We start from the raw sequence: 24,196 nt of genomic DNA, 5'->3' as shown, positions 1-24,196 counted from the left end.
GCGACGACCACGACCAGGACCACGACGACGCCGACGACTCGGAGGACCCGATGGTGTTCTACGACCCGACCGGCGAGCGCTACGGCCTGCCGACCTACCCCTTCAAATTCGCCCCCGACGGGCTACTCACCCGCCGGCAACTGCGCACCCGCAACCTGCGCCCCGGCGGCCAAGACCCCGCCGCACAAATCATGTGGCGTCGCGGAAAGCGCGTCGCCTACCTGTTCCGCCTCGACCTCGCGATGCCCAAGCGCACCGCCACCGCCGCCCAACTCGCGGCCATCGACAAGGCGCTCACCGCCCGGCGCACCTGCCCCGACTGCGGCCAGGTCAAGCCCTACTACATCCCCCGCCGTACCGGCTCCTGCCTCGACTGCACCCCGGAGGTAACCCGATGAACCCCGCACTCGTCTTCGCGGTCATCACCGCCGTCCTGATCCCGGCGCACCAACTCGCCGACCACATCGTGCAAACCGACGCTGACGCGTCCCACAAAGCCGAGCCCGGCTGGGCCGGCTGGCGTCACCTGCTGACGCACGTCGCCACCTACCACCTCACGGTCGCGGCCATGCTCGCCGTCACCGTCGCCCTGCTCGACCTGCCGGTGTCCGCCCTCGGACTCACCGCCGGCCTGGCCTTCTCGGCCATCACCCACGCACTCCTGGACCGCCGCTGGACGGTCCGCCTGATCCTGCACGCCACCGGCTCCGCCGCCTTCGCCGACCGACAGACCCCGGTCTGCGGCATGTACCTCGCCGACCAATCCCTTCATTACGCCTGCCTCTGGGTCTCCGCCCTCCTCATCGCCTGCCTCTGACCGGAAGGACACCGTCATGCACCGCTACATGATCTCGTTCACCTACACGGCCCCTCAGGGCATCGGCTTCATGTCCGTCGAATGGCCCTGCAAGCGGCACATCCGCTCCATGGCCGACATCATCAAAATCACGAACGACCTGCGTAGCAACGGCTACATCGAGGCAGTCGTCCTCAGCTTCTCCCTTTTCGCCGACCCAGCCCCCGCCAACAAGGCGGCGTCATGACGACGCCTACGCCTACGCCCAAGTCCCCGTTCATCGCACGTCTCCAGGACGGCGTCCTGGTCCTCATCGTGCTGCTCGTCGGTGCCATGGCCGGTGCCGCCTCGTTCAACCACGTCCATGACTGGACCATCAGCAACAGCCCGACCGGCACCGCTGACTGGTTCGGGTGGGCCAACGCGGTCATCACCGAACTCATCCCGATCGCCGCAATGATCGTCATCATCCGCCGCCGCAAGACCAGCGGCCCGATCGGCTACCCGATGTTCCTGCTCATCGCCGCCGTCGGACTGTCCCTGACCGCACAGTTGGCCGTCGCCAAGCCGACCGTCTTCGGATGGATGGTCTCCGCGCTGCCCGCGCTGGCCTTCTTCGCCCTGTCCAAGCTCGTCTTCACCGCAACCCGGCCCACCAACCATGTCCCGGCACCCGAGCCGGCCACCTCCGCCCCGGCGTCGTCACCCGACACCACCGCCGACGCGAAGGTCCGCCCGGCAGCCGCGACCACCACGGCCACCGCACCCACCGAAGAGATCACAACTGACGAGCCCGCAACTGAGGCGCAGAAGACCACCCCCGCGATCGCAGCACCACAGACCACCCCGACCGAGGACACCCCGGCTCCGGCGACCCCGCCGGCTGCACCGATCCCAGCGGTCAAGCCCGCTGCGGCGCTGCTGTCAGGTGCCCGGATCGTCGTCGACGCCCACGCGAAAGCCCATGGTGAGCCGATCACCCCGGGTCAGCTCGCTGTGCGACTGCGCGTCCCCACCCACACGGCCGCCGACATCCTGACGGCCCTGACTACCAACCGGACCACGATCAACGACAAGACCCACAACGGCACCGCTGTTGGAGCCTCTGCGTGACCTCCTCGACGCTGCCTCTCGCGCCCGAAACCACCACGGTTTCGGGCACGGGAGCCTCCGCTGTAGCAGGAAACGACTACTGGCCCTGGGCTACGCCCACCCGCACCACCCGCAACCGCGCCGCTGACGGGTGGGTGCGCGGCCACGATCCCCGCACCGTCGCCTCCGGCCGTGCCCGCGCCCAAGACCCCGACTACCCCGAATGGCTCGGCCACGTCCGCGCCGCCTCGGCGTGCAAGCACCCGATCCGCCTGGCCGGGCAGATCCACGTCAACGACGCCGACGGCAACCGCATGGCCACCGTCGACACCGAGGACATGCCCGACGGCGCGATCTACACCCCCTGCGGCAACCGCCGCGCCGCCGTCTGCCCGTCCTGCGCCGAGCTGTACCGCCGCGACACCTACCACCTCATCAAAGCCGGCCTGCAAGGCGACCGATGGGGACTACCCCCGCTCAACGAGCACATCGCTATCTTCCTCACCGCCACCGCCCCGTCGTTCGGACCGGTGCACCACCGAGTCGTGAAGGTCCACGCCGCCGACTGCCGGAAGAAGGACGGCTGCACCTGCCGGCCCTCGGTCTGCCACCCCTTCGGCCGGACCTGCCCCCACGGCCAGGAGCTGCGCTGCGGGCAACGCCACAAGGCCGCAGACACCCACCTCGGGCAGCCGCTGTGCCTGGACTGCTACGACCACGTCGGCCAAGTCGTCTGGAACCACGAGGCACCCGAGCTGTGGCGCCGCACCATCCAACAAGCCGACCGGGAACTACGCCGCCTCGGCCGCACCCACGGCGTCGACCTGCGCCGCCGCTACATCAAGGTCTACGAGTTCCAGGTACGCGGCGTCATCCACTACCACGCACTCATCCGCCTCGACGGCTACAACCCCGACTGCCCTGAGGCGATCGTCCCGCCGCCGGCGGCCATCACCCGGCAGATGTTCGCCGACGCCGTGGAAGCCGCCTTCCTCAAGACGGCCTACACCTCCGCGTCGCACCCCGCCAACGGTGGGCAGGGCTGGCACATCGCCTGGGGCGACAAGGGCCTGGACCTCAAGCACGTCAACGCCCCCGGCCACGAAGTCAACCTCGCCCAGATCACCGGCTACATCGCCAAGTACGTCACCAAGAGCACCGAGGTAACCGGCCTGAGCCTGCGCCGCGTCGACGACCTCTCCGTCGAGATTCACGGCGACCCGGGCACCCACCTCGGCCGGCTCATCCGCGCATGCTGGGACATCGGCGAGCACCCCGACTACGCGAGGCTTCGCCGCTGGGCACACCAGTTCGGCTACGGCGGACACATCGCCACCAAGAGCCGCGCCTTCTCCGTCACCCTCGGTTTCCTCCGGTTGCAGCGGACCATCTGGCGCCGCACCGAGGGCCACCCGCACACCTGGGACGACGAGCAGACCGAGCGCGTCATCTACGAACTCGGCTACCAAGCCACTGGCTGGATCACCACTGGTGACGCGCTGCTCGCCAACACCGCCGCCGCCATGGCCCGCGCACAACACCTGGCCGGCATCGACGCCCTGGCCGACGAACTCACCGCCGCTCGTGCGGTCCGACCCCTGGCTGCTTGACACGTACGTGTCAACGCCTGTGAAGCCGTTCCTTGACAACTCCACAGCGCACGCAACACGCGACCCACCCGACCTGGAAGGAGCGCCATGCCCACACGTCCCCGCCCCCTGGTCGCGGTCCGACTCATCGGCCCGACCGGCACGGTCACCGCTCACGCCGCGACCATCGCCGCCCAGCTCACCGCCTACTACGGCCGCGAACGGGTCACCTGCCGCACCAGCATCCGACCCGCCGGCTACAGCGGCGAAAGCCGCACCTACATCACCATCACCCGGAAGGAGCCACGATGACCGGACCCACCCCAATCCCGCTGCCGGACCTCTGGTCCATCAGCGACACAGCCGCCTTCCTGCGCATCCCCGTCGGCACCCTCTACCAATGGCGGCACCGCCGCACCGGGCCCCGCGCTTTTAAGGTCGGCCGACACCTGCGCTACGACCCCGCCGATGTCCGGGCCTGGCTGGAAGACCAGGCGGCCTGACATGGCAATCGATGACCTCTGGTACCTGACCAAACGCGGCCCCAACAAGGAGCGCTTGAAGTCCAAGCGTTACGGGCGCGGCAAACGGTGGCGCTGCCGGTACGTGGACCGCAACGGCGAAACCCGGGAACGACTCTTCGACCGCAAGGCCGACGCGGAAGACTGGGACGCCAAGGCGCGTGCCGGCATCGCCGAGGAAACCCGGATCGACCAGGGAGAGCGCCGGCTGACATTCCAGGACTACGGCGAACGATGGCGCCTGTCCCGCCAGATCAGTCAGGCCCTCGACTACCAGCGGCACACCGAATCCCGGCTACGCCACCACCACTACCCGCACTTCGGCGACCGGGCCATCCGTGCGATCACCGTCACGGACGTCCTGGAGTGGGTCGCCACGCTGCTGCGGAACAACGTCGCCCAATCATCGGTGAAGACGTACTTCGACCTGCTGAACAACATCATGAACTCCGCCGTCGCGGACAAGGTGATCCCCGACAACCCCTGCAAGTCCATCCGGCTGTTCGCGATCCTGCGGGGCTTCTCCCGCGCACCCAAGTGGGTACCGACCGATGACGACGTGCTCGCCCTGGTCGACGTGGTGCCTGACGAGTATCAGGCGGCCATCTGGGCCGGCGCTGGTGAGGGACTGCGACTCGGGGAGGTCCTCGGCCTGGAGGACAGCACCCGGTGCGTCGACCCGGAGCGTCAGGAACTGCACGTCGTTCAGCAACTGCGGTTTCACAAGGTCGCCTACGGCGGCTTCTACCTCGCCCCACCGAAGGCAGGCTCAGTCGGCGATGTCGACCTGGACGACCACGTAGCCGCCGTCTTCGCCCAGCACGTCCGTGCGTACCCACCCGCTCTGGTCGAGCTGCCCGACATCACTGCCGGCACCCCGGACCCGGGTAGGGAGCCCAAGCGTCGGATGGTGCCGCTGTTGTTCACCGATGACCAGGGGCGGCCGATCCATGACCAACGGTGGTCGCAGATGTGGCGGACCTGGCGCAACGCGGCCGGCTGGCCCGATGAGGGCACCTTCCACTCCCTGCGGCATTACTTCGCCACCCGCTTGATCACCTCGGGTGCCGATCCCACCGACGTGCAGAACGCGCTACGGCACTCCAGCCTGCGGATCACGCTGGAAACCTACGTCCACTGGTGGCCCAAGAAAGATCGCCGCCGCAACATCATCAGCGGCGCGCTCCGCGACGCGAGCGCCAAACGAAAACGGGGCCCGAAGGCCCCGGAATCTCGCTGATCTGTGCCGGATCTGTGCCCGCCGATCTTGGTCGGCGGGTTTCCCCAGGTAAACCGTCGTGCTGGTGGAGCTGAGGGGATTTGAACCCCTGACCCCCTCGATGCGAACGAGGTGCGCTACCAGTCTGCGCCACAGCCCCCCACCGGCGAACCGGCTTCGGTCCCACCCGGCTTACACCGGGCGGGCCGGCAGCAAGGCTAACAGGTCGCCGGCCCTCACCGCGAATCCGCCCCCGGTGCAGCGTTGACACCACACGGTGATCCACTCCGTTCCGCCGATCTGGCGGCATCCGCCGGAGCGGATACCCCCACATCGGCGACGTGGAGTGGATCACGCACCCCGGCCAGGCGGGGTGGGGGCAGTCAGGCGCCGCGTCCGGCCTCGTAGGGGCGGCCGCGCAACCCTCCGGAGCGACGGTACGAGACCGAGCCGCCGTTGACGGCCGCCGGCAGGTCTCCGGGCCGGTCGAGGCCCATGGCCGCTCGGCGTACCCCCTCGCGCTGGGCCGCAAGGCGGCGCTGCGCCTCCCGGCGGGCCGCCGCACGGCGGGCCTGTTCCCGGCGAACCTCGGCCTGGCGGGCGGCCAGCCACGCCGCCTCCCGGGCACGCGCGCGGCGTCGACGGCGGCCGACGAGGGCCCGCCCGCGCAGGTGTACGACGTACAGGGCCAGCAGCAGGAAGGTGACCGAGAAGCCGATCCAGAAGCCGGGGCTGACGAACAGCACGCCGATCAGCTCGACGACGTTGAGCAGCAGCAGCGCGGCCAGCACCCGCCGTCGCCGGTACACGGCAGGGGTGTGCTGCCGGCGCGGCGGACGACGGCGGGAACGCTTCGGGGCCTGTGGTACGGCGCGCAGGCGGCCGGAGCGGCGTGCCGCCGGGGGCGCGGAGACCGGCGCGGCCAACTTTCCCGTAGTCGCATCTTCACTGAGAGTAACGACGAGGGAGCGTGGCGGGTGAACTGGCTGCCGTCCCGGGACAGTACGGCGCCGTCGACGGCGGTGGAGCACCCGCGCCGTCGACTGCGCCCGCTCCGCCACCAGCCGCTCGGTGGCGTCGTACCGGCGAACCAGTGCCGGGGCCAGGGCGAGCAGGCCGGCGGCGGCGAGGACGGCGAGGAGCACCGAGGTCGGCACCCTCACCCCTCCCGTCACCGAATTCGGAGCAAACGCTCCCCGACCGCAGGATCTTCCACCGATCGTGCCTGGGTGCGTAGATCGTCCGGGCGATGAGCGCTTGCCGCAGCTTGCAGTTACTTCAGGTTACGGCGCGCCGACCGTCATGCCGCCGCGCCGCGCCGATCCCGTCCGTGGGACGGCTCACCGGCTGGTGGCGCGCACCCGGTGCCAGCGGGCCAGCAGACCACCCTCGGCGGCGACCTCTTCGCTCGTCATCGCGTATCCGATGTGGTCCCGCCAGGCGCCGTCGATGTGCATGTAGCGCACGTGGTACGACTCCTCGCGGAAGCCCAGTTTCTCCACCACCCGCCGCGACGGTCGGTTCTCCGGCCGGATGTTGACCTCCACCCGGTGCAGCCCACCCGGGCCGAACGCGTGGTCCACGGCGAGCGCGAGCGCCGTCGGGATCACGCCCTGCCCGGCGACCCGGGCGTCGACCCAGTAGCCGACGTAGCCGGAGCAGTAGGCGCGGCGCACGATGCTGCCGACGTTGAGGTGCCCGACCAGCCGGTCCCGGTCGACTTCCCGCAGGCAGACCGCGAACGGCATCCCCTCGCCCTCGCGGGCCGAACGCCGCTGGTCACGGTGCACCCAGCGGAAGGCGGCCGGCGAGTTCAGCTCGTCCCAGCTGCCCGGCAGCGACGACTCCCACGGCGCCAGCCAGGCCCGGTTGGCCCGGCGTACCTCCGACCACGCCGCCGCGTCGGAGCGCCGGTACGGCCGCAGCAGCACCGGGCCGTCGACAAGCACCGCCGGCCAGCCGGGCGCCCGCTCGGGTCCGAAGAGGCTCACCGGCACAGTCTCCCGCGCGGGACCGGCTCCTGCGCAAGTGGACCCTGCACGCACGGCGCCGACGAGCAGACGGGCACACTCACCGACGCCTGTCGAGCAGCAGGACGTCCACGGTGGAGCCGGCGGCCGCGGTGGTGACGCGCTCGCCGAGCACCAGCAGCCCGTTCGCCTCGGCCAGGCCGGAGAGGGTGAACGGGCCGCCGCGCAGCGGCTGCACCGTGTAACCGCCGCCGCGCCGCTCCGCCACGTGGGCCGGTCGGAACTCGCGCAGCCCGCCGGGGGACGACACGGTCTCCAGCAGGTGCGCGCGGACGCTTGGTCGGAACACCGGCTCGGCGCCGGCGAGCAGTTGGATGGCGGGGCGAGCCAGCACCTCGAAGCCGATCAACGCGGCGCCCGGGTCGCCGGGCAGGCAGACCACCGGCACCTCCTCGGCGCCGACGGTGCCGAACCCGAGCGCGGTGCCGGGATAGAGCGCCACGTCGGTGAAGGTGACCGGCCCGGCCCGGCCACCCTCACGGCGGGACAGGATCCGACGCACCATGTCGCCGGGGCCGGTGCCGGTCCCCCCGGTGGTGATGATCAGGTCAGCGCGCAGGGTCTGGTCCTCAAGCAGCCCGCGCAGCCCCTCCGGGTCGTCGTCGCAGATCCCCACCCGGTACGCCAGCGCGCCCACCTCGGCCGCGGCGGCCGTCAGCGCGTGCGAGTTGGCGTCCACCACCTGGCCGGGCTGGCTGCCCCGACCCACGTCGACAAGTTCGTCACCGGTGGCCACGATGACCACGCGAGGGCTGGGCCGGACCACCACGTGGCCGATTCCGGTGGCGGCGAAGACCGCGACGAGCGCCGGGGAGACGTACGTGCCGGCGCGGGCGAGCAACGTGCCGGCGGGCAGCTCCTCGCCGGCGCGGCGTACCCCGTACCCCCGCTTGGGGGTGCGGAAGATCTCGACGGCGGCCATGCCCTGGTCGGTCCACTCCACCGGGACCACGACGTCCGCGGCGACGGGCAGCGGCGCCCCGGCGGCCACCGAGAAGCACGAGCCCGGGGTGAGGCGCACCGGCCGCCAGCTCGCCGCGCCGAGGTCGCCGACCACGTTGAGCCGGATGGTCCGGCCGCCGGGCGTGCCGGAGGGGGCCGGGACGTAGCTCGGGCCCCGGCCCCCTCCGGAAATGTCCTCCCAGCGGGCCGCGTAGCCGTCCACGGCCGCCTGGTCGAAGGCCGGGAAGGAGTGCGGCGCGACGACGTCCTCGGCGAGGACGTTGCCGTGCGCCTGGGTGAGGTCGAGGTCGAGTGGCGGCAGCGCTCGTAACCTGCGCAGCACGCTGCCCAGGTAGTCGGCGAGCGGCGTCAACTCGTTCGCGGCCGCCTCGGCGTCGGCCGTCGCGGTCATGTACCAGATCCGCCTGCCGCGTCGGCCTTGACGAAGTCGGCCAGCCAGGACCGGAACTCGGCGCCGAGGTCCTCGCGCTCGGCGGCGATCTGCACCACCGTCTGGAGGTAGCCCAGCGGCATGCCTGTGTCGTATCGGGTGCCCCGATAGACGATCGCGTGCACCGGGACGCCCTCGGTACGCAGCAACTCCATCGCGTCGGTCAGCTGGATCTCGCCACCGCTGCCCGGCTTGGTCCGGCGGATCGCGTCGAAGATCCTCCCCGGCAGCACGTACCGGCCGAGCACCGCGAGGTTGCTCGGCGCGTCCTCCGGCTGCGGCTTCTCCACCATCCCGGTGACCTTGACGACCTCACCGATGTCGGTCAGCTCCGCCTCGGCCGGCTCGACGGAGGCGATCCCGTACCGCTTGGTCTCGGCCGGGTCGACCTCGAAGAACGCCAGCACCACACCGCCGGTGCGGGCCTGCAACTCAAGCATCGCCGGCAGCAGCGGCTCGGACGGCTTGACGAACTCGTCGCCGAGCAGCACCGCGAAGGGCTGGTCGCCGACGTGTGACTCGGCGTACCCGATGGCGTGGCCCAGCCCGAGCTGCTCCGGCTGCCGGACGGTGTAGATCTCGGCCAGCTCGCTGGGCCGGCGCACGGCGGCCAGCCGCTCGGCGTCGCCCTTCTCCTCCAGCCTGGTCTCCAGGTCGGGGCGTCGATCGAAGTGGTCCACCATCGACGTCTTACCCCGACCGGTGATCAGCAACACGTCGCCGATGCCGGCCTGGGTGGCCTCCTCGACGATGTACTGCAACACCGGCCGGTCGACCACAGGCAGCAGTTCCTTCGGCACCGCCTTGGTGGCCGGCAGGAAGCGGGTGGCCAGTCCGGCGGCCGGGATGACGGCCTTGACCGCCAGGGGACGGCCGGTTGCGGCGACCGTCGATGAGGGGTTCGCTGAGTGCTCCGACATGCCGCGAGACTATCGGCCACGGCTCTGCCGCGGCGGGTGTGGCCCGGAAGACGCGCCGCCGCCAGGCCCCGGCCAGTCGACGTCGGGGCCGGCCCGCGCGGCCTCCGCGGCGGTGGCCGCCGGCTCGTCCGCCGGATCCGGCCGGGCGTGCGCGGGCCCCGACAGGTTCGATTCCGGTACGCCCGCGGCGGACTCCGACCGGGCGTGGCCGCCCGGCTCCCGCGGAACCTGCACGGGCCGGCCGGCACGCGGCAGCCCGTCGGGTGGGCTGACCGCGCCGAAGGGCACCGGTATCTCCCGCGTCGGCACGTCGGGGCGGGCCTCGGCCACGCGGTAGGTGTCCCGGCCGGCCGCCTTGGCCGCGTAGAGGGCGTCGTCGGCTGCTTCCAGCACCTCCCGTCCGGTGCTCCCGTGGTCCGGGTAGACGGCGATGCCCACCGACACGGTCACCACGATCGGCCCCGCGTACGCCTCGACGGCGATCGGTGTCTCGCGCACCGCCGCGCCCAGCCGCTCGGCGACGATGGCCGCGCCCCGGGCGTCGGTCTCCGGTAGGAGCAGCACGAACTCCTCACCGCCCTGCCGGAAGGCCAGGTCGACCTCGCGGATCTCACCGCGTACCCGCCGGGCGAACTCGGCGAGCACGGTGTCCCCCGCCGCGTGCCCGTACGTGTCGTTGACGTCCTTGAAGCGGTCCAGGTCGAGGGCGAGGACGCTGAGCATCCGGCCGAACCGGCTGGCCCGCTCCACCTCCCGCCGGATCGACTCGCGCAGGTAGCGGTAGTTCCACAGTCCGGTGAGCGGGTCGGTGAGGGAGAGCCGCTGCGCCTCCTCGTGCACCCGGACGTTCTCCACCGCCACTGCCGCGTGCCCGGCGAAGGTGCGCAGGGTGACCAGGTCGTCGTCGTCGAACTCGTCCGCGCCCACCCGGTCGTAGAGGGCCAGCACGCCGAGCGCCGCCGCCGGAGCGCCGGCCTCGTCGAGACTCGTCCCGCCGCCCGGGGTGGTCCCGCCGCCCGTGACGGTCCCGCCGCCCGGGGTGGTCCCGCCGCCCGGGGTGGCGAAGGGGACGGCGACGTAGGTACGGCAGCGCGGCTCGCCGATCGGGACGTCGGCCGGTTCCATCCGACCCCGCTGCGGCTCCCCGGTCGCGGCCACCGCGCCGACCACACCGACGCCCACGGGCACCCGCAGGCCCTGCGACCCGTCCGGGTCCCCGGCCGGCCAGCGCCCGTCCAGCCCCTCGCTGCACTGCGCGACGAGTATGCCGCCGGCCTCCACCAGCAGCACCGCGCCGGCCCGCGCCCCGGTGGCGGCGATGGCGCTGTGCAGGATCACCCGCAGAATGCGTTGCAGGTCGTGGGTGCTGGCCAGGGTGTCGCCGAGCACCGCGAGGTGCCCGCGGAGCTGGTCGCGGCTGCTGGTCAGCGCCGCGACGTACGACCCCGTCTCGCGGGTCATCCGGTTGAAGGCGGCCGCCAGCCGTCCCAGCTCGTCGCTGCTACGCACCGGCACCCGGGCGGTCAGGTCGCCGTGCGCCACCCGGTCCACCGCACCGGCCAGCTCTGCCAGGGGTCGGGTGGTCACCCGGGCCAGACGCCAGGCGGTGAACACGGCGAGCAGCCCGGCCAGCACGACCACGCCTGCCAGCGTGACGTGCAGCCCGGGCGGCCGTTCACTCGGCACCGACAACACGAGCGGCAGCGGCTGGCCCGTGGACGGCCCGATCCGGCGCACGTACCGGCCCTTCGCGCTCTCGGTGACCCGCTCGCCGCTTGCCGCCCCGGCGGCGGCCAGCACCGCGTCGCGTCCCTCACGGGACTCGGTGGTGTGGGTGAACCGGGCGGCGCTCGCGCCGCCGTCGAGCAGGGTGACCGCGACCCCGGTCACCGCCGCCAGCCGGGCCACGAAGGCCGGGTCGACCAGGTGCGCCGCGGCCACGGTGCCCAACAGCGCGCCGGCTGGGTCGCGGCGGTCGACTCGAGCGGCCAGCGCGCGGACCGGGCCCGACGACGCAGTGGCCGGTTCGGAGCAGTCCCGCCAGGGGGTCGGCGGCGCGTCGGGCGAGGCGTACGTGACGCGTCCGTTCACGTCGGTGACCTGCACCGCCGCGGCCAGGCCACGGCTGACGAGCTGGCCGGCGGCGACGGCCGGGTCACCGGTGAGGGCGACCGCGTCGGCGGCGGCGCGCAGCTGCTGGCAGAGCGCGTCGACCGAGGTACGGACCGTGGACGCCGCCACGGCGAGGCGCTCGGTGGACCGGCTGCGGTCGACGGCAGTGACGGTGGAGGCGACGAAGAACGCCCCGAGCAGGACCGGGCCGAGCACCACCACGAGGAAGGCTGCAGTCAACCGCCCGCGTAGCGTCACTCGGTCCCCCCGGAAGTTCCGCCTCCGTTGCTTGCGATGCTGACACAGAGCAACCGTGGGAGTGGCGTTGCGTCAGGAGTGTTGCGTGCCGGAATTTTCTGATGAAGCGGAAGTGACCCGAGTGACGAAGCGGGACACGCGCGTCGACCTGCTCGCCCGCCGCCGGACCCGGACCGCCGTGGCGCGGGCCGAGGCCGCCGGGCGCGTCCAGGCCGAGCTTGTCGCCCTGGTACGCCGGCTGCGCCCGCGCCTGATGACGGCGTACGTCCCGGTCGGCTCCGAGCCGGGCGGGGCCGGACTGCCGGAGGCGCTGCGATCGGCGCTGCCGCCCGACGCCGAGTTGCTGCTCCCGGTGCTCCGCCCCGATCTGGACCTGGACTGGGCGGCGTACTCCGGTCCCGACGCTCTGGTGGCGGCCGGCCGGGGCATCCGGGAGCCGATCGGCCCCCGCCTCGGCGTGGCAGCGGTCACCGACGCGGAGCTGCTGGTCGTGCCGGCACTCGCCGTGGACCTTCGCGGCCGACGGCTGGGCCGCGGCGGCGGCTCGTACGACAGGGCGTTGGCGCGCGTGCCCGGGACGGCCCTGACCGTGGTGCCGCTGCACGACGGCGAGCTGGTCGAGGCGCTGCCGGCGGAGCCGCACGACCGTCCGGTCCGCGCGGTCGTCACTCCCACCGACGGGATGCGTACGCTTGACGACGGCCCGGGTACGGCGCACGGTGTCGCGCCCCACACGTCCGCTGGACGAACCCGGGGCGAATGACGCACCATTGGCACTCGAATACGTCGAGTGCCAACTGGCCGAGCCCAGATACCGGAGGAGAACGTGCCCACGTACCAGTACGCCTGCACCGCGTGCGGTCACCAGCTCGAGGCGGTGCAGTCCTTCTCGGACGAGCCGCTGACCGAGTGCCCGGCGTGTCAGGGGCGGCTGCGCAAGGTCTTCAACTCGGTAGGCATCGTCTTCAAGGGCTCGGGCTTCTACCGCACCGACTCCCGCGCGTCCGGTTCCGAGACGACCGCTGGCGGCAAGCCGGCCAAGTCCGAGTCGTCGTCCTCGTCCTCGGGTGGGGATTCCGGGTCGTCGTCGTCCTCGTCGTCGGGTTCGTCCGGGTCGTCCTCGTCCGGTGGGTCGTCCTCGTCCGGCGGATCGTCGTCCGGTGGGTCGGGCGGCGGCAAGGCACCGGCGGCCAGCTCCGCGTCCTGACCGCAGCCCTCCCGGGTCCGCATCCAGCAGCGCCGCCCGAGCGGGCGGCGCTGCCCAGGCGTTGCGTCGGAGTCAGTCCCAGTGTGGGGGGCGCTGGGCGAGGAGCCAGTCGTCGTTGCCGCTGCTCCGCTCGCCCCAACCGTGGTCGGTGTCGTCCGAGGTCTGCTCGGGCAGCACCACGAAGTCGTCGCTCAGGTCGACGGTGCGGTCGTCATCGCCGCGCACGCCCTTCGTGCCAGGGTCCTCGGTGCTCACGACCGGCAAGACTAGCGCAGGCGACAGCGGCGGGCCGCTCGCCGCCGGATGGCACACCGACGCAGAAACGACCGGGCCGCCGACTCCGTTGGTAGCGTCGGACGGCGTGACGACCCCCAGCGGTGGCAGCACCCCGGACGACGACTACTGGCGCCGGCCCGGGACCGGCGACGGCGGGATGGCGGACCAACCCCCGCCCGCCACCGCACCCACGAGCGGGTACGCGGGGCCACCCCCGAGCGTCCCGCCCCCGGCCGGCTGGCGTCCCCCCGTGCACCTGGAGCCGGCGCCGCCCCGACACCTCCCGCCGCAGGACGCGGCCGTCCTGGATGCGGCCGAGCAGCGTTCCCAACGGGTCACCTACGGCTTCGGCGCCGCAGCCGCCGTGGTGCTTGTCGCTCTCGTCTGCCTGCTCTGCTCGCGCCTCGTCTTCTGAGGCGGCGTCGAAGGCGCCTGCCCGAGCCGGCGGGTCAGAGGGTGGTGCCCCAGACGGCCTCGGCGCCGGAGTGACCGGTCAGGTAGACGTAGATGAGGGCGGCGATTGCCAACGCGACGACCGCCACCGCGAGCACCGGTGTCACGAGTGCTGGCAGTCGCGGCACCCGCGGGTGTCCGCTGGTCGCCACGAGCAGCGCGATGGCCACGATCCCGAGAGGCACCACGATCCGGAACAGGATGTCGCCGTAGCGGGAGTGCTCGAAGATCTGGTCGAGTATCTGGCCCTGGTAACCGCGGGCGACCAGGGCGTCGGTGAATGCCTCACCGGATTCGACGGCCACGAACGCGGTCACCGGCGCGACCACGGCGAGGATGCCCAGCGCCCAGTCCAGTCGGTGCCGCCAGCGCGGCAGCGCCACGTATCCGATGGCCAGCACCGCCAGCAGTGGGACGAAGACGACCACCGCGTGGACCACGAGGACGTGTACCGGTAGACCCAGGATCTCCTCGAACATCGACACCTCCAGGTGGATCACGGTGAGGGGATGATCAGCGTACGGACCGCCTGTCGTCCCCGAGCTCTCTCCCGGAGACACGCGCGCGGCAGCGATCAGGTTCAGCACGGGGCGACCCACGGGGCCGGTCCGGCGGGCTGTGTCGGTAGCCACCCCGGGCGGGCGACGGTTGTCGCTGCTTGTCGTACGTGCTGTCATTGGCCTGTGTCCGGTGGCGAGGAGCTGTTGCGGTCGAGGGGCCTGCGCGTCACCCGACCGCGCCTCGCGGTGCTCGACGTTCTCGCCGAGGGCGGTCACCTGGAGGTCGACGAGATCACCCGGCGGGTCCGCGAACGCCTCGACTCGGTCTCCACGCAGGCGGTCTACGACGTGCTGGGGGCGTTGAGCCGGGCCGGGTTGTCCCGCCGGATCGAGCCGGCAGGCAGTCCCGCCCGGTACGAGGCGCGCGCCGGCGACAACCACCACCACGTGGTCTGCCGGGGTTGCGGCGAGATCGCCGACGTCGACTGCGCGGTCGGCGGCGCTCCGTGCCTGGAGCCGGGCGTCGCGCACGGCTTCGAGGTGGACGAGGCAGAGGTGACCTTCTGGGGTCTCTGCCCGAACTGCCAGTCACGCCGCGCCGTCGACAGCTGACCCCCGACCCGCACCACGGGCACGGACGGGCGGGCCGTGGCACGCTTGGTCGGTGGACTCCGATGACCTCGGCCTCTTCGGTCCGGGTTCGGTCACGTGGAAGGTGCACGAGGAGCCGATCCTGATCGTCGCCGGCCTGCGCTCGCTCTACCTCCAGGCGTTGCACCCCCGGGCCATGGCCGGGGTCGCGCAGAACAGCAACTACCGCACCGACGCGTGGGGACGACTGGTCCGCACCGCCACCTACGTGGCGACCACCGTCTACGGCACCACTGCCGAGGCGGAGCAGGCCGGGGCGCGACTGCGTCGCCTGCACGCCCGGCTGCGGGCCACCGACCCCGGCACCGGCGAGCAGTTCCGGATCGACGACCCGGACCTGCTGCGCTGGGTGCACGTCTCCGAGGTCGAATCGTTCCTCAGCACGGCACGGCGGGCGGGTCTGCCGCTCACCGACGACGAGGTGGACGGGCTACTACACCGAGCAGCGTCGGTCGGCCGCCCTGGTCGGGCTGGACCCGGCCACGGTCCCGGGCACCGCTGCCGAGGTGGAGGCGTACTACCGCGCCGTGCGGCCGGAGCTGCGGATGACCCGGGAGGCCGCCGAGACGGCGCTCTTCCTCACCGCCCCACCGCTGCCGTGGAAGCTCAGCCTGCCGGCCCGGCTGGGCCTCACCCTCGGCCCGCCGCGCTGGGCGTACCTGGGGATCGCCGGCACCGCGCTCGCGCTGCTGCCTCCGTGGGCCCGGCGGATGTACGGCGGATTGGGGCTGCCCACCACCGAGTTGTCGGCGGACCTCACCCTGCGCGCCCTGCGCCTGGCGCTCGGGGCGGTGCCGCGCCGCTACTTCGAGGGGCCGTTGGTGCAGGCCGCCAGGGAGCGGGCCGAACGGCACACCGCGACCCCACTGGCCGGCTGACCGACCACGCCCTCCCCCCGGGATCAGCTGCGGGCCGACCGAAGGGCACAGGTGCGGCCAGGCCCGCCGCGAGGGCCGGTGCGGGCCGCCCGCCGCGAGGGCCGGTGCGGGCCGCCCGCCGCGAGGGCCGATGCGGGCCGGCCCGCCGCGAGGGCCGGTGCGGGCCGCCCGCCGCGAGGGCCGGTGCGGGCCGGCCGCGTCAGCCCTCGACGGAGCGGTCCACGGCCGCCCACGGCTCCTTGCCCGGCGTCTGCGCCCCGGTCGGGCAGTGCCGCCGGTAGTCGCACCAACCGCAGCGCGGGCCGGGGGCCACCGGGAACGCCTCGTCGGCGTCGCCGCCGTCGGCGACCGCCCGCTCGGCGGCCATGATGTCGCGGGCCGTGTCCTCGGCCCGGGTCAACTGGCGGGTCAACGACTCGGCTGTGTGGTCGTGGCCGGCGACCGTGCCTGTCGGCAGGTGGTGCAGCTCCACCCGGCGACACGGCCGGCGGAACACCCGCTCGGCCGCGTACGCGTAGAGCGCCAGAGCCTGCGAGCCCCGGGCGTCGTCGGTGTCCAACCCGGTGCGGCCCGTCTTGTAGTCGACGATGACCAGCTCCGGCCCCTCCGGCCCGGGGCGCGAGTCGATGCGGTCCGCGCGGCCGTTGAAGGCAAGCACTGCCGTCTTGACCGCCACCACCCGCTCGACACCGAGCGGGTCGGCCTCCGGGTCCAACGTCTCGACGTACGCCTCCAGCCAGCCCAGCGCCCGCCGGTAGGCGGCCCGCTCCTGCTCGTCGTCGCGGTAACCCTCGCGCACCCAGGTGCCCTTGAGCAGGGTGGCGAGTGCCTCGGGGCGGCGTCGGTCGGCGGGCAGCGCGTACCAGTTCTTCAGGGCTGTGTGCACGCTGGCGCCGAGCGAGTTGTGCGCCCACGGCGGGCCCTTCTGCGGTGCGGGCCGGTCGACGTACGAGTAGCGGTAGCGGCGGGGGCAGTCCGCGTACGCGCCGAGCTTGCTCGGGGTGCAGACGAACAGTCGTTCCGGCATCCCCTCGAAGCCGAGCTGCTCGGCACCACCGGGGCGCTGCTGAGGGGCCCGACCGCCCGCGGCGGGTCGTCCGGCTGAAGAGGCTCGTCGCACGCCTGCGATCCTGCCACCCACCGCCGACATTCCGGGTGCGCCGGTCAGGCCATGTTCACGTACTGCGTCACGAACGCCGCCACCGCGTCGGCGATGAGCTGTACGGCGATCGCGGCCAGGAGCAGGCCGGCGATCCGGGTCAACACCTCGATGCCGCCGGGGCGCAGGATCTTCACGATGCCGCCGGAGAAGCGCAGCACGATCCAGACCGCGACCATGACGGCGAGGATGGCGACGGCGATGGCGGTGAAGTCCCCCAGCCCGTCGGCCTGCTGGACGAAGAGCATTGTCGCCACGATGGCGCCCGGACCGGCCAGCAACGGGGTGCCCAGCGGCACGAGCGCGATGTTCGAGGTGACCTGCTGGCTGGGGTCGTCGGCCTTGCCGGTCAGCAGCTCCAGGGCGACCAGGACGAGCAGCAGCCCACCGGCGGCCTGCAACGCGGGCAGGTCCACGTGCAGGTAGTCGAGCAGGGTCTGTCCGGCCACCGCGAAGATCACGATCACGCCGAGGGCCAGCGCGACTGCCTGCCAGGCCGCCCGGTTGCGGTCCCGTGCGGGCAGCGGCCCGGTCAGCGCCAGGAAGATCGGCATCATGCCCGGCGGGTCGGTGATCACCAGCAGGGTCACGAAAACCTCGCCGAACAGCTTCAGATCCACGTGATCAACCTAGCCGTGGCGTGGTGGGCGAAATACGCGGATCAGCCCGAAGCGACCTCGGTCACCCCCGCGGCGACGATCCGCTCGTACGCCTCGACACCTGTGCTGAACGCGCCGAGCTGGACACTCTTGTGGGTGCCGTGGAAGTCGGAGGAGCCGGTGACCAGCAGGCCCAGCTCGGCGGCGAGCGCGCGTACGTGCGCCTGCTCGACCGGGCTGTGGTCCTCGTGGTCGGCCTCCAGGCCGGCCAGCCCGGCGGCGGCCAGCTCGGCGATCAGCTCGTCGGGCACCACCCGGCCGCGTCGGGTGGCGCGGGGATGGGCGAAGACAGGTACGCCCCCGGCGGCCCGGACCAGCCGGACCGCGCGGAAGACGTCGATGTCCTCCTTCGGCAGCCGGTACCGTTCGCCCAGCCAGTCCGGGGCGAACGCCTCCCGGGTGCTGGCAACCAGACCGGCGCGGATCAGCGCCTGCGCGATGTGCGGGCGACCCACAGTGCCGCCGCCCGCCCCGGAGAGGATGTCCGGCCAGCTCACGTCGATGCCGTCGGCGCGCAGCAGCGCCACGATCCGCTCGCCGCGCTCCTCGCGGGCGGCCCGCACCCGGGCCAGCTCGGCGACCAGCTCCGGGTGTTCCGGGTCGAAGAGGTACGCCAGCAGGTGCAGTGGCACCGGCGGGTGCGCGCCGGACCAGTGGCAGGACAGCTCGGCGCCTCGGATCAGCCGCAGACCGGACGGCAGCGCCCGCACGGCCGGGGCCCAACCGGCGGTGGTGTCGTGGTCGGTGATGGCCAGCACGTCCAGACCCGCGTCGGCACCGGCGCGGACCAGTTCGGCGGGGCTCAGCGTGCCGTCGCTGGCGGTCGAGTGGGCGTGCAGGTCGATCCGCGGCGCGGGGCCGGTACGCGAGGTCACCTCCCGACGCTATCGGGCAGACCCGAGTCCGGCTCGCGTAGGCGCCGGCCGGCAGTACGGCCCGACTCCTCAGCGCGCGCCTACCAGCACGCCGGACCGGTCACCCGCAGCGCGGGCACGCCGCGAATAGCCGAGAGAGCCTCAGAAGCCGGTGACCAGGACCGGCCGGTCGCCGGGCTCAAGGCCGGCCACGGGCACCGGCTCGGCCGGCTGGCCGGCGCGCACCCGTTCGACGTCGACCTGGACCAGCTTGCCGGTGCTGTCGACGTAGGCGACGTCCGTCCCGGTCGTCCAGGCGACAGCGCCACTGAGCGCCGGGCCGGCCGGCACGGCGTCCAGCGTCGTCCCGAGCTGCCGCAGGTCGACCAGGAGGGCCCGGTCGGTCGCGTCGACCTTCCCGTTCACCAGAAGCCACCGCCCGTCGTCGGACACGCCGCCCGCGCCGTCCAGGCTCAACTGTGTGCCGCAGGCGGTGCGTACCGGCTTCAGGGCCCGCTTCGGGTCGAGCGCCGCCAGGCAGGTCCCACCCGGCCCGCTCGCGGACACCTGACCGATCAGCCGCCCGTCCGGCAGCGCACCGTAGACGTTCAGGGTGCCCCGCTCGGGGACCTCGGTCAGCTCCCCCGCGCCGGGCCGCCACAGGGCGTGGGCCGGCCCGTTGCGGTCGAGCCGGACCAGCACGCTGTTTCCCACGAACCGGACGGGTTCCGCGTCGTCCGGGACCGGAGTGCGCACCGTGCCGATGAGCTGGTTCCCGACCACTCCCGCCACGAGCAGGTCCCTGCCGTCCCGCCAGGCGACCTGACTGGCGTCGGGCGCGAGAACGATCTGGCCCGCGCCGGCCAGCAGCACCTGCACCAGGCCGTCGTCCTGGGCGACCCAGAGGGAACGGCCGGCGGTGGTCGGGGCACCGACCACCAGCAGGCCGGCGCCGCTGGGCAGGCTGTGTGCACGCTCGGCGGGGCCGACGCTGGGCAGCGCCAGCCGCGTGCCGTCGGCGTTGATCAAGGTGCCGTCGAGGAGCAGGCCAGCGGGCGTTCCGGGCGACGGCGCGGGTGGGGCGACGGTGGCCGAGAGGAGCGGCCGGACGGACAGATCCGGATCGCCGATCACGACTGTGGGCGGCCCTTCCCGGCCGGTCTCGTCGGCGAGCTGCGTCATACCGGCGCCGATCAGCACGGTGGTCACCATTCCGAGCGCCACACCGACCCCGGCACGCCGCCGCCGGATCCGGTTGGCCCGGCGGATGGCCTGACCCGCCGGGTCGGCGGTCAGCGGACGGGTGACGGCAACCTGCTGCGAGAGAGTCTCCCGCACCGCACCTTCCAGCTGGTCACGTCGCACCTGGTTAGGACGCTGCGGACCGCCCGTCAGGTTGTCGGGCCGCCGCGGCAAAGCGCTCACTGCTGATCTCCGGCGCCGGTGCCGACGGGCACGGCCGCCGGAGCGGTGGGCAGCTCGACCGCCGGCGCGATCGGGCGGGGCACGGACGGACGGGGTGCGACAGCTCCCGGCTCGGTCCGACCGGCCGCCGGACGCGGTGTCGCCGCGGCACGGCCCCCCGAGTCCCTCCCGGCCTGGCCAGGTCGGGCAGCGTCGGCACCTCGGCCAGCTCGCGTGGCGTCGCCCCGGCCAGAGAGAGCAGCGCCACGGTCCCGGCCCGAGACAGCGGAGTCACGGTCCCGGCCCGACAGAGCAGCGTCGCGGCCCCGACCGGGCGGGCCGACGTCGCGGCCCCTGCCGGAGAGAGCGGTGTCGACGCTCCGGCCGGCACCGGGGACGTCCACCAGGTCCGGGGTGGCGGCGCCCATCCGTCGTCGAAGCGTAGCCAGCGCCCGGGAGGACTGGCTCTTCACGGTGCCCGGCGAGATGTCCAGCAGCGCGGCCGTCTGTGCTTCCGACATGTCCTCGTAGTAGCGCAGGACGAGCACCGCCCGCTGCCGGCTGGGCAGCTCCCGGAGGTGCCGCCAGAGCAGGTCGCGGTCGAGCTGCTGCTCGATCTCGTCGACACCGGGGCGTTCGGGCAGCACCTCGGTGGGGCGCTCACCGTGCCAGCGCCGCCGCCACCAGCTCGTCGAGGTGTTGACCATCACACGGCGGGCGTACGGCTCGACCGCCTCGATCCCGCCGAGGCGCTTCCAGGCGAGGTAGGTCTTGGTCAGTGCCGTCTGGAGCAGATCCTCGGCTGTCGCCCAGTCGCCGGCGAGCAGGTAGGCGGTACGGAGCAGCGCGGCGGAGCGAGCCGCGACGAACTCGCGAAACTCCTCCTCCAACGGGTCCCTGCTCGCCACCGCACACCTCCGCACCCATACCGTCCTGGCAGAGTGCCACGTCAGAGGCGTTCCGGTCCATGACGAAAGGTGCGCACTTACTCCGATGTTCGGACGAAAACTTTCACGCGCCGTCGTCGGCCTTGGCCTCGTCGGCCTCCTTGCCCAACCGCGCCTCGACCGCCTGCGGCTCGTACATCTCTTCCACGACTCGCAGGTACAGCTCGTTCGGGTTGGGCAGATTCTTGACCTCGCGCAGCGCCTGCTCCTGGCCGGCGGACTCCAGGACGAAGGTGCCGTAGTTGAGCGCGCGGCCGGTCGGCGTCTGCTCGTACTTCATGTCGGTGACCCGGACCAGCGGCATCATTGCCACCTTGCGGGTGACGATGCCGTTGACCACCATGACCCGTTTGTTGGTCAGGATGAACCGGTCATACCACCAGTCGGCGACCTTCCAGGCCACCCAGCCCATGACGGCGAACCAGAGCAGCACCGCGATGGTCGTCAGCGCGCCCACGTTGTTACCGGCGAGGAAACCGGACAGGTAGCCGAGCACGAACGTCGCCCCGATCCCGATCAGGAGCGGGTTGGTGAGGTGGATCCAGTGCCGCTTCCACTCGCCCCGGTAGCGCTCGGTGGGGAAGAGGTAGCGGGCGACAAGTGAGCTGGGCTCGTCCTCCAGCGGAAGCACCCGCCGGGGGGTCGACCCCGTCGCGTCGGCACGCAGCCCCGCCAGCTCGTCCTCGGAGATCTGCGGTGGCTGGTAGGCGGCCTCGGGATCACGGATCCAGGCCCGCCCGGACCGCCCTTCGCCGGCATAGCCGGGCCCGTCGCCGTAACCGACGTCGTCCGAAAGGGACGGCCCGTCGGACAGGCCGGGGCCAGCTCCGTAGCCCGGGCCGTCATCCGGCCCGATCCGCGGGATCGGCTCGGTGTCGCGCTCGCGACGTTCCCGGTCGGGGTCGTCCGGGTCGAAGGGTGGTCCGGAGGGGCTGCCCATCGACGGTTAGGCGACGAGGCTTGTGAAGAAGTCGCCGAACCCCTGGGCGATGTCCATGATCCCGCCGCCCAGCGACTTGAACACATCAGCCGCAGAGTTTGGCCTATAGGCGACGAAGAAGATCAAGAATGCGATTCCGGCCCAGGTGAGGACCTTCTTGACCATGGCGGGCCATCCTCTCGCGCGGCGCCGGGTCCCATTACCGCAGCGGCACCCAGAGTATCAGTGTGGTGTCGTACAGTGAAGATCTGCGTCCGTTCTCCGTCAAACCGGGAGTGTTGTCAAGCCCTCCCGGACAGGTACGGGGACGGTGCGCCGTACACGAGCTCGGGCGGAGTCCACTCGGTCAGGTCGTGCAACACGACCTCTTCCGCGAGGAGATGACCCGCACTCGCCGGCCAGGCTATCGCATGCAGCCACATTCCCCGAGCCTCGCCGGCGTACGCGCTTCGATCCGTCGGAGAATTAACCAACCACAGTGGAGTCGGGTGCCCGCCGACCCGGATCCTGGCCTGCCCCACGTGCTCGGGGTGCCCCGGGCCGGGGTCGGTCAGCGCGTCGACGAGTTCCGGTCCGGGATCCGGGCCGACCAGGCCGGCGAGTCGGGTGCCCAGGCCGACGCCCGGCTCCTCGGCCACGAACACCAGATCCGCCGGACCGTCGTCGAGCGGCGCCGGCCCCGCGCAGGCCACCGCCGTCGCCCGCACCCCCGTGCGGTCGTCACCGGCGTACGCCACGCCGGTGAGGGTCCAACCGGGCGGCAGCGGCCACGGGCACCACAGCGGCGTCCCGGGTGGACCGGCGGTCGCGGTGATTCGCTCCACCACGCTCGCGACGATCTCCGCTCCGATGTGTTCGGGCACGTGCAGCGGCGGCACGGGACCGCAGCGCAGGCACCTCGACTCGGTGTGCATCAGATCCGGCGCCCGTACCGGGCCCCCGCATCTCGGACAACTCACCGCGACACTCACAACTCCACCGTCACCCCGCAGCGCCGGCACGTCAAGCCGGAACGTCCGATTCGGTCACCGCGGCGACTGTCGGTCCGGCGGCGGGCCGGCGTACGTACGGATCCACGCGTGCATGGCGATGCCGCTGGCCACACCCGCGTTGATGGACCGTGTCGAGCCGTACTGGGCGATTGAGTAGAGCTGGGCGCAGGCGGCACGGGCGGGCTCGGACAGGCCGGGCCCCTCCTGGCCGAAGAGCAGCACGCAGTCCCGGGGCAGGGTGCCGGTCTCCAGCGGGCGGGAGCCGGGCAGGTTGTCGATGCCGAGCACGGGCAGTCGCCGCCCCGCCGCCCATTCGACGAACTCCTCGATCGTCTCGTGGTGACGGACGTGCTGGTAGCGGTCGGTCACCATCGCGCCCCGCCGGTTCCACCGCCGGCGTCCGACGATGTGCACCTCGGCGGCGTTGAAGGCGTTGGCGTTGCGGACCACCGTGCCGATGTTGAAGTCGTGCTGCCAGTTCTCGATGGCGACGTGGAAGCCGTGCCGGCGCCGGTCCAGGTCGGCGACGATCGCCTCGTGCCGCCAGTAGCGATAGCTGTCGACGACGTTGCGCCGATCCCCCTCGGCGAGCAACTGCGGGTCGTAGCGCGGGTCCTCGGGCGGGTCCCCCGGCCAGGGGCCCACGCCCACCTCAAGCTGGTCGTCGGTCACGGTCATCAGAGGGTACGGGGCCGCCTCGGCGCCCGCCGCGACGGCCCGCCGACCTCAGCCCAGGCCGAGCGCGTCACCCAGCCGGTCCAGGAAGCGTCGATCGGCGGGGCTGGCCAGACGCCCGCCGGGGCCGGGCACCGCCCGGCAGACGCGGGCCGCGACCGACTGCACCCACTGGCGGTACGCGGCCGAGTCGGCGGGATCAGCGCGTTGCCGCAGGACCCGAACCGCCGCCCTGCAGGCGACCAGCAGGTCCACCAGGTCGGTGAGCCGCTCGGCGGGCGCGGGGCCACCGTCGTGACGGGCGTAGATCGCGGCGACGACGGCACGCACCAGATCGCTGTCGAACCCACGGCCGGCGGCCACCGCGTCCAGGCCGGCAAGGCCCGCCAGCACACCCCGGTGCGGGCGGCCTGCGCCGGGCGCGGCGGCGGCCACGAGCACCCGAGCGGGCAGGCTGGTGAGCAGGTCCCACTCGGCGGCGGAGTAGACGGCGGTGGTCAAGGGTGCGGCGCGACCGCCGGCAGAGGGCGGCTCTCCGGCGACGGAGTGGCTCATCGGAACCTCCGGCGCCAGCATAAGCCCCGAAAGGGTGACCAACCCCCTCCCCCGCAGAACCTGCCGCGCGAGAGGGGGAGCCCTGCGCCGGGGCGGCGGGGTGCCTGGTCGGCGAG

29 protein-coding genes, 1 tRNA gene and 1 pseudogene are annotated in these 24,196 nt (G+C 72.6%); 13 read left to right on the top strand and 18 right to left on the bottom strand.

All coding sequences use genetic code 11. The features are described from left to right. The first annotated feature begins 50 nt into the window (after positions 1-50). The 8 genes from OOJ91_RS25050 (at position 51) to OOJ91_RS25015 (ending at position 5,238) form a co-directional block, all read left to right on the top strand. Positions 51-398 carry an RRQRL motif-containing zinc-binding protein gene (locus OOJ91_RS25050; protein ID WP_266249840.1) on the top strand — a complete coding sequence of 116 codons (348 nt, stop codon included), beginning with the start codon at positions 51-53 and terminating at the stop codon, positions 396-398. Next, entirely contained in the window at positions 395-817 is a 423-nt protein-coding gene (locus OOJ91_RS25045) for a DUF3307 domain-containing protein (protein ID WP_266248692.1), read from the top strand. Before OOJ91_RS25050 ends, OOJ91_RS25045 begins: the two co-directional genes overlap by 4 nt. 16 nt (positions 818-833) lie before the next feature. Then, the gene (locus tag OOJ91_RS25040) at positions 834-1,043 is read left to right on the top strand and encodes a hypothetical protein (protein ID WP_266248690.1); all 210 of its coding nucleotides are present in this window, start codon (positions 834-836) and stop codon (positions 1,041-1,043) included. Continuing rightward, positions 1,040-1,909 carry a hypothetical protein gene (locus tag OOJ91_RS25035; RefSeq protein WP_266248688.1) on the top strand — a complete coding sequence of 290 codons (870 nt, stop codon included), beginning with the start codon at positions 1,040-1,042 and terminating at the stop codon, positions 1,907-1,909. Before OOJ91_RS25040 ends, OOJ91_RS25035 begins: the two co-directional genes overlap by 4 nt. 134 nt (positions 1,910-2,043) lie before the next feature. Continuing rightward, positions 2,044-3,498: a replication initiator gene (locus OOJ91_RS25030; protein ID WP_266248687.1), complete on the top strand. Its 1,455-nt coding sequence runs from the start codon at positions 2,044-2,046 to the stop codon at positions 3,496-3,498. 87 nt (positions 3,499-3,585) lie between these two features. Beyond that, on the top strand, positions 3,586-3,789 hold the full coding sequence (locus OOJ91_RS25025) for a hypothetical protein (protein WP_266248685.1): 204 nt from the start codon (positions 3,586-3,588) through the stop codon (positions 3,787-3,789). Beyond that, complete coding sequence (locus tag OOJ91_RS25020; protein ID WP_266248684.1) at positions 3,786-3,980, top strand: helix-turn-helix domain-containing protein; 195 nt, start codon at positions 3,786-3,788, stop codon at positions 3,978-3,980. Before OOJ91_RS25025 ends, OOJ91_RS25020 begins: the two co-directional genes overlap by 4 nt. 1 nt (position 3,981) lies before the next feature. Further along, positions 3,982-5,238, top strand: a complete 1,257-nt coding sequence (locus OOJ91_RS25015) for a tyrosine-type recombinase/integrase (RefSeq protein WP_266248682.1) — start codon at positions 3,982-3,984, stop codon at positions 5,236-5,238. Positions 5,239-5,300: 62 nt separating this feature from the next. Here OOJ91_RS25015 and OOJ91_RS25010 read toward each other — a convergent pair. From OOJ91_RS25010 to OOJ91_RS24985, 6 genes are all read right to left on the bottom strand, one after another. Then, positions 5,301-5,377 (bottom strand) — tRNA-Ala (locus OOJ91_RS25010). 223 nt (positions 5,378-5,600) lie between these two features. Next, positions 5,601-6,380: a divisome protein SepX/GlpR gene (sepX, locus tag OOJ91_RS25005; RefSeq protein WP_266248680.1), complete on the bottom strand. Its 780-nt coding sequence runs from the start codon at positions 6,378-6,380 to the stop codon at positions 5,601-5,603. 177 nt (positions 6,381-6,557) lie between these two features. Beyond that, complete coding sequence (locus OOJ91_RS25000) at positions 6,558-7,208, bottom strand: GNAT family N-acetyltransferase (RefSeq protein WP_266248678.1); 651 nt, start codon at positions 7,206-7,208, stop codon at positions 6,558-6,560. A 79-nt stretch (positions 7,209-7,287) separates the two neighbouring features. After that, positions 7,288-8,601, bottom strand: a complete 1,314-nt coding sequence (locus OOJ91_RS24995; protein WP_266248677.1) for a molybdopterin molybdotransferase MoeA — start codon at positions 8,599-8,601, stop codon at positions 7,288-7,290. Continuing rightward, the gene (locus OOJ91_RS24990; protein ID WP_266248676.1) at positions 8,598-9,560 is read right to left on the bottom strand and encodes a UTP--glucose-1-phosphate uridylyltransferase; all 963 of its coding nucleotides are present in this window, start codon (positions 9,558-9,560) and stop codon (positions 8,598-8,600) included. Before OOJ91_RS24990 ends, OOJ91_RS24995 begins: the two co-directional genes overlap by 4 nt. Before the next feature lie 9 nt (positions 9,561-9,569). After that, the gene (locus OOJ91_RS24985) at positions 9,570-11,930 is read right to left on the bottom strand and encodes a diguanylate cyclase (protein WP_266248674.1); all 2,361 of its coding nucleotides are present in this window, start codon (positions 11,928-11,930) and stop codon (positions 9,570-9,572) included. An 85-nt stretch (positions 11,931-12,015) separates the two neighbouring features. On the opposite strand from OOJ91_RS24985, the gene OOJ91_RS24980 reads away from it, so the two are divergent. Both OOJ91_RS24980 and OOJ91_RS24975 read left to right on the top strand, forming a co-directional pair. Further along, the gene (locus tag OOJ91_RS24980; protein ID WP_266248672.1) at positions 12,016-12,693 is read left to right on the top strand and encodes a 5-formyltetrahydrofolate cyclo-ligase; all 678 of its coding nucleotides are present in this window, start codon (positions 12,016-12,018) and stop codon (positions 12,691-12,693) included. 27 nt (positions 12,694-12,720) lie between these two features. Further along, a complete protein-coding gene (locus OOJ91_RS24975) occupies positions 12,721-13,137 on the top strand; it encodes an FmdB family zinc ribbon protein (RefSeq protein WP_266248670.1) in 417 nt (138 codons plus the stop codon). Positions 13,138-13,209: 72 nt separating this feature from the next. Here the strand turns inward: OOJ91_RS24975 and OOJ91_RS24970 are convergent, their stop codons facing one another. Continuing rightward, positions 13,210-13,392, bottom strand: a complete 183-nt coding sequence (locus tag OOJ91_RS24970) for a hypothetical protein (protein ID WP_266248669.1) — start codon at positions 13,390-13,392, stop codon at positions 13,210-13,212. A gap of 106 nt (positions 13,393-13,498) precedes the next feature. Here OOJ91_RS24970 and OOJ91_RS24965 point away from each other — a divergent pair, with 106 nt between their 5' ends. After that, positions 13,499-13,828 carry a hypothetical protein gene (locus tag OOJ91_RS24965; protein WP_266248668.1) on the top strand — a complete coding sequence of 110 codons (330 nt, stop codon included), beginning with the start codon at positions 13,499-13,501 and terminating at the stop codon, positions 13,826-13,828. A 34-nt stretch (positions 13,829-13,862) separates the two neighbouring features. Here OOJ91_RS24965 and OOJ91_RS24960 read toward each other — a convergent pair whose 3' ends face one another. Further along, positions 13,863-14,345, bottom strand: a complete 483-nt coding sequence (locus OOJ91_RS24960; protein WP_266249837.1) for a DUF2231 domain-containing protein — start codon at positions 14,343-14,345, stop codon at positions 13,863-13,865. A gap of 204 nt (positions 14,346-14,549) precedes the next feature. Between OOJ91_RS24960 and OOJ91_RS24955 the strand changes: the two genes are divergently transcribed. Then, entirely contained in the window at positions 14,550-14,978 is a 429-nt protein-coding gene (locus OOJ91_RS24955) for a Fur family transcriptional regulator (protein ID WP_266248666.1), read from the top strand. 52 nt (positions 14,979-15,030) lie between these two features. Then, positions 15,031-15,895: pseudogene (locus tag OOJ91_RS24950) on the top strand (oxygenase MpaB family protein). Between the two features lie 199 nt (positions 15,896-16,094). Here the strand turns inward: OOJ91_RS24950 and OOJ91_RS24945 are convergent. From OOJ91_RS24945 to OOJ91_RS24900, 10 genes are all read right to left on the bottom strand, one after another. Beyond that, the gene (locus tag OOJ91_RS24945; protein WP_439117103.1) at positions 16,095-17,045 is read right to left on the bottom strand and encodes a RecB family exonuclease; all 951 of its coding nucleotides are present in this window, start codon (positions 17,043-17,045) and stop codon (positions 16,095-16,097) included. A 14-nt stretch (positions 17,046-17,059) separates the two neighbouring features. Continuing rightward, the gene (locus OOJ91_RS24940) at positions 17,060-17,674 is read right to left on the bottom strand and encodes a MarC family protein (protein WP_266248663.1); all 615 of its coding nucleotides are present in this window, start codon (positions 17,672-17,674) and stop codon (positions 17,060-17,062) included. 41 nt (positions 17,675-17,715) lie between these two features. Further along, a complete protein-coding gene (locus OOJ91_RS24935) occupies positions 17,716-18,588 on the bottom strand; it encodes a PHP domain-containing protein (RefSeq protein ID WP_266248662.1) in 873 nt (290 codons plus the stop codon). Between the two features lie 141 nt (positions 18,589-18,729). Beyond that, a complete protein-coding gene (locus OOJ91_RS24930; RefSeq protein WP_266248660.1) occupies positions 18,730-19,932 on the bottom strand; it encodes a hypothetical protein in 1,203 nt (400 codons plus the stop codon). A gap of 56 nt (positions 19,933-19,988) precedes the next feature. Then, positions 19,989-20,879 carry a SigE family RNA polymerase sigma factor gene (locus OOJ91_RS24925; RefSeq protein WP_266248659.1) on the bottom strand — a complete coding sequence of 297 codons (891 nt, stop codon included), beginning with the start codon at positions 20,877-20,879 and terminating at the stop codon, positions 19,989-19,991. Positions 20,880-20,982: 103 nt separating this feature from the next. Beyond that, positions 20,983-21,858 carry a PH domain-containing protein gene (locus OOJ91_RS24920; protein ID WP_266248658.1) on the bottom strand — a complete coding sequence of 292 codons (876 nt, stop codon included), beginning with the start codon at positions 21,856-21,858 and terminating at the stop codon, positions 20,983-20,985. 6 nt (positions 21,859-21,864) lie between these two features. After that, positions 21,865-22,023: a hypothetical protein gene (locus OOJ91_RS24915; RefSeq protein ID WP_007455302.1), complete on the bottom strand. Its 159-nt coding sequence runs from the start codon at positions 22,021-22,023 to the stop codon at positions 21,865-21,867. 116 nt (positions 22,024-22,139) lie between these two features. Further along, a complete protein-coding gene (locus tag OOJ91_RS24910; protein WP_323178568.1) occupies positions 22,140-22,817 on the bottom strand; it encodes a DUF6758 family protein in 678 nt (225 codons plus the stop codon). Positions 22,818-22,883: 66 nt separating this feature from the next. Further along, positions 22,884-23,522: a TrmH family RNA methyltransferase gene (locus tag OOJ91_RS24905; protein WP_266249836.1), complete on the bottom strand. Its 639-nt coding sequence runs from the start codon at positions 23,520-23,522 to the stop codon at positions 22,884-22,886. 54 nt (positions 23,523-23,576) lie between these two features. Next, positions 23,577-24,101 (bottom strand): hypothetical protein, encoded by a 525-nt coding sequence (locus OOJ91_RS24900; RefSeq protein ID WP_266248649.1) that lies wholly within the window; start codon positions 24,099-24,101, stop codon positions 23,577-23,579. Positions 24,102-24,196 lie beyond the last annotated feature (95 nt).

This window comes from Micromonospora lupini (genome assembly GCF_026342015.1).
Classification (GTDB): domain Bacteria; phylum Actinomycetota; class Actinomycetes; order Mycobacteriales; family Micromonosporaceae; genus Micromonospora; species Micromonospora lupini_B.
Note: the sequence above shows the minus strand (reverse complement) of the source record. Positions and strands in the feature narration are given on the sequence as shown.